Raw genomic sequence first — 236 nt, 5'->3', positions numbered from 1 at the left:
CATCCGACCCCCTTCACCGGCTGAGTATTCGATTGGGCCGCGCTCGCGGCCACCTCATCGAGAGGCGAGGAGAGAAGAATGGGTGAGAACCCCCGGGCGGCCAAGGTCGCCGATCGGATCCGCGAGATCATCGCGCAGCGTCTGGAGCGCGGCATCCGCGACCCGCGCCTCGGATTCGTGACGATCACGGATGTGCGGGTCACGGGCGACCTGCAGCACGCGAGCGTCTTCTACAC

At 66.9% G+C, this 236-nt stretch carries 1 protein-coding gene; it reads left to right on the top strand.

The window, feature by feature from the left end; genetic code table 11:
- Nucleotides 1–78: 78 nt before the first annotated feature.
- Nucleotides 79–236, top strand: a 158-nt coding sequence (locus tag FJ658_RS15360) for a ribosome-binding factor A (RefSeq protein ID WP_141146231.1), incomplete at its 3' end; no start/stop codon positions are given.

This window comes from Schumannella sp. 10F1B-5-1, from assembly GCF_006517535.1.
In the GTDB taxonomy this organism is placed as follows: Bacteria; Actinomycetota; Actinomycetes; order Actinomycetales; family Microbacteriaceae; genus Schumannella.
This window is presented reverse-complemented; position numbering and strand designations above follow the sequence as displayed.